Here is a 3,323-nt window from a genome sequence, read left to right as displayed (position 1 = left end):
GATCGACGCCGCCCGGATCGTCGGCGCGCTGGCCCGGTTCACCGGGGACTTCGCGCTGGCTGAGGACGTCGCCCAGGAGGCGGTCACGGAGGCGCTCGTCGCCTGGGCAGATTCCGGCGTGCCGCGTAGTCCGGCGGGGTGGCTGCTCACGACGGGACGGCGGCGGGCGATCGATGCGTTCCGCCGCCGTAGCACCCGCGACGAGCGTTACGCCGAGCTCGCGCACCAGCTCACCGAGGGTCAGACCAGTTCTGGTGCGCCGGTCGCGGCGAGGTCGACCGCCGCGGGCTGCCTGCCGGGCGGATCGTTCACGCTCACGTCACAGCAGGACAGCGATGATCTGCTGTGGGACCCCGACCGGGTCCACGACGACGTGCTGGCGTTGATGTTCACGGCGTGCCATCCGGTGCTCGCGCCGCAGGCCCGGGTGGCGCTGACGCTGCGGGTGGTCGGTGGTCTGTCGAGTGAGGAGATCGCCCGGGCGTTCCTGGTGCCCACCCCGACGATCCAGGCCCGGATCACCCGGGCGAAGAAGACGATCGCCGCGGCCCGCGTGCCGTTCGCCCTGCCACCGGCGCACGAGCGCCGCGAACGGCTCGGTGCGGTACTCAGCGTGCTCTACGTCATTTTCACCGAAGGTTCGACGGCGACCTCCGGGGCGGATCTGCTGCGGCCGGATCTGGCGTTCGAGGCGATCCGGCTGACCCGGATGCTCGTCGCGCTGCTGCCGGACGAGGCGGAGGTCCACGGTCTGCTCGCCCTGTGCGAGCTCACCGCCGCGCGGTTCCCGGCACGCACCGGTCCGGACGGTGAGCCGGTCCTGCTCGCCGACCAGGATCGCGGCCGGTGGGACCGGGCGGCGATCCGGCGCGGGCTGGCCGCGTTCGAGCGGGCGTCCGTCGTCGGGCGCGGCCTTGGTCCCTACGGGCTACAGGCCGCGATCGCGGCCTGTCACGCGCGGGCGCCAGCGGTGGCGGCGACCGACTGGGAGCGGATCGTGCTGCTCTACGAGGCGCTCGGTCAGGTGGCGCCGTCGCCGATCGTCGATCTCAACCGGGCGGTGGCGGTCGCGATGGCGCACGGCCCACTGCCAGCCCTGGAGATCGTCGACGCCCTCGCCGGCGGCGGCCTGCTCAACGGTTCGCATCTGCTGCCCACCGTGCGCGGGGAGCTGCTGACCCGCCTCGGTCGCACCACGCAGGCCCGCACGGAACTCGAACAGGCCGCCCGCCTGTGCGGCAACGCCCGTGAACGCGCCATCCTGCTGCGCAAGGTAGCCGCGTTGTCCGCGTCGCCCGCGCACTCGGACGAGACGGACTGAAAGGACAGGTTGGACAGTCACCCTGGTCGCCGGCCGCGACGGCAGCGGATTCGTCGGGGACGGCTCCCAATGCACCCTCGTCCGCCTCGGCTGAGCGCACAGCCGGGGGTATCGTCCTTCTCCGTGACCGCTGCGCAGTATGTGCCCGGATGGGTTGATCTGGTCGGCGCCCACAACGTCCGAGATCTTGGTGGTCTGCCCGCGGCGGGGGGCACCGTGCGGCGGCGGGTGCTGCTGCGCGGCGACAATCTCGACGCACTCACCGCCGAGGACATCGCCGTGCTGGGCGAGGACGTCGCGCTACGCGGCGTCGTCGATCTGCGCGCGCCGTTCGAGAGCCCGCGGGCCGCCGAGTGGTTCCCGCGGCTCGGCATCACCTGGCTGCACGAACCGCTGGCCGACCTGACCGCGCTGTCCAACGCCGACGCTCTGGCCGACCAGGTCCGCGGCGACTACTCGGCGATGTACGCCCTGATGCTCGACAACGCCGGGCCCGGCCTCGCCCGCATCCTCGCCTTCCTCGTGGACGGCGGCCACACCCCGACGCTGCTGCACTGCGCCGCGGGCAAGGACCGCACCGGCATCACGGTGGCGGTGCTGCTGTCAGTGGCCGGCGTCGAACGGTCGGCGATCATCGCCGACTACCTGGCCACCGGCGAACGTCTCGACCGGGTCCGCGCGGCCCTGGCGCGGAATCCGGCCTACCAGCACCTGATGCGGCGCGCCGCCGCCAGCGGCACGGACAGCGGGGCGGACAGCCCACCCCGCACCCCGTTCAAGATCGACCCTCGGGCGATCCACGGCGTCCTGGACGTCGTCGAGGCCGCCGAGGGCGGGGTGGCCGGATTCCTGCGCTCGCACGGTGCCACCGCCGAGCAGATCAGCGGATGGCAGCAGCTGATCATCGAACCGTACTGAGCGCGGTAGCCGGCTGGCAGCCCGGGCACCAGAACAGGTTGCGTCCGGCGAGCGTCCGCATGCGCACCTCGGTCGCGCAGACCAGGCAGGGCAGCTCCGCGCGACGGTAGACGTACACCTCGCCGCCGTGGTCGTCGACCCGCGGTGCCCGTCCCATCGCCTCCGGGGTGTGCTCCGCCCGGACCGTGTCAATGCGTCCGGTGCGCACACCCTCGGCCATCAGGACCACCAGATCCGCCCAGATCGCCGACCACAGCGACGCCGAGACGTCCCGCCCGGGCAGCATCGGCGCGACCCCCGCCCGGAACAGCACCTCGGCCCGGTAGATGTTGCCCGGCCCCGCGATGACCGACTGGTCCATCAGCAGGGTGGCGATCGGGGTACGACTACGGACGATCCGCCGGTACGCCCGATCCGGGTCCGCGTCGCCCCGCAGCGGGTCCGGACCGAGCCGGTCGCGCAGCGCCCTGATCTCCCCCGGTTCGAGCAGCTCGCAGGCGTTGGGTCCGCGCAGGTCCGCGTACGCCACCACCCCCGCGGCACCGTCCCCGCCACCCGTGCCGTCTCCGTCGCCCCTGCCGCCCCTGCCGCCTCCGTCGCCCACGCCGCCGGCGGTGGACAGCCGCAGCCGGACCGCTCCGGTCGGCGCCGGCAGGGGCCCCGCACCCAGCGACCAGGTGCCATAGATCCCGAGATGCACATGTAGGACGAACGCCGATTCACCGATCCCACCAACCTCGGCTCGGTGCACGGCCCCGTTTTCAGCCTCGGGCCTCTGCTCGGTCGTGGGCTCCTGCTCGGCCGTGGGCCCGGGGCCGGCGGCGTCGTAGAAGCCACCGAAGCCGAGCAGCAGGTGCTTTCCCAACGCCTCGGCACCGGTTCTGCCCATCCAGACGATGCGCGCCGGCGGCGAAACGACCCTGCGGACTCATCGCACGCACGGTGTGGCCCTGGAACATCCGCCGGTGCGCGGCGGCAAGCCGGTGCACAGTGTGACCTTCTGGCATGGTCGGACAACCATACCGGCCCGGCCCGGCCCGGCCCGGCCCGCCCGAGCGGGCTCGCGAACAGCACCCGACGTGAT

Annotated in this window: 3 protein-coding genes; 2 read left to right on the top strand and 1 reads right to left on the bottom strand. The window is 73.0% G+C overall.

Annotated elements, in window-relative coordinates; translation table 11 throughout:
- Window position 1 precedes the first annotated feature (1 nt).
- Window positions 2-1,321, top strand: a complete 1,320-nt coding sequence (locus tag G6R24_RS19580; RefSeq protein WP_338084477.1) for an RNA polymerase sigma factor — start codon at window positions 2-4, stop codon at window positions 1,319-1,321.
- A 123-nt stretch (window positions 1,322-1,444) separates the two neighbouring features.
- Entirely contained in the window at window positions 1,445-2,239 is a 795-nt protein-coding gene (locus G6R24_RS19575; RefSeq protein WP_163550632.1) for a tyrosine-protein phosphatase, read from the top strand.
- Here the strand turns inward: G6R24_RS19575 and G6R24_RS19570 are convergent.
- Window positions 2,223-3,128: an Fpg/Nei family DNA glycosylase gene (locus G6R24_RS19570; RefSeq protein WP_225438781.1), complete on the bottom strand. Its 906-nt coding sequence runs from the start codon at window positions 3,126-3,128 to the stop codon at window positions 2,223-2,225. The genes G6R24_RS19575 and G6R24_RS19570 overlap by 17 nt on opposite strands.
- Between the last annotated feature and the right edge of the window lie 195 nt (window positions 3,129-3,323).

The organism is Candidatus Frankia nodulisporulans (genome assembly GCF_902806475.1).
Classification (GTDB): domain Bacteria; phylum Actinomycetota; class Actinomycetes; order Frankiales; family Frankiaceae; genus Frankia; species Frankia umida.
The sequence above is the reverse complement of the archived record's forward strand: the minus strand, read 5'-3'. Positions and strand labels throughout refer to the sequence as shown.

What these genes read in the sequence shown, in the direction of transcription:
- G6R24_RS19570 (WP_225438781.1), bottom strand. Translation starts at nt 3,128, where the DNA reads ATGGGCAGAACCGGTGCCGAGGCGTTGGGAAAGCACCTGCTGCTCGGC.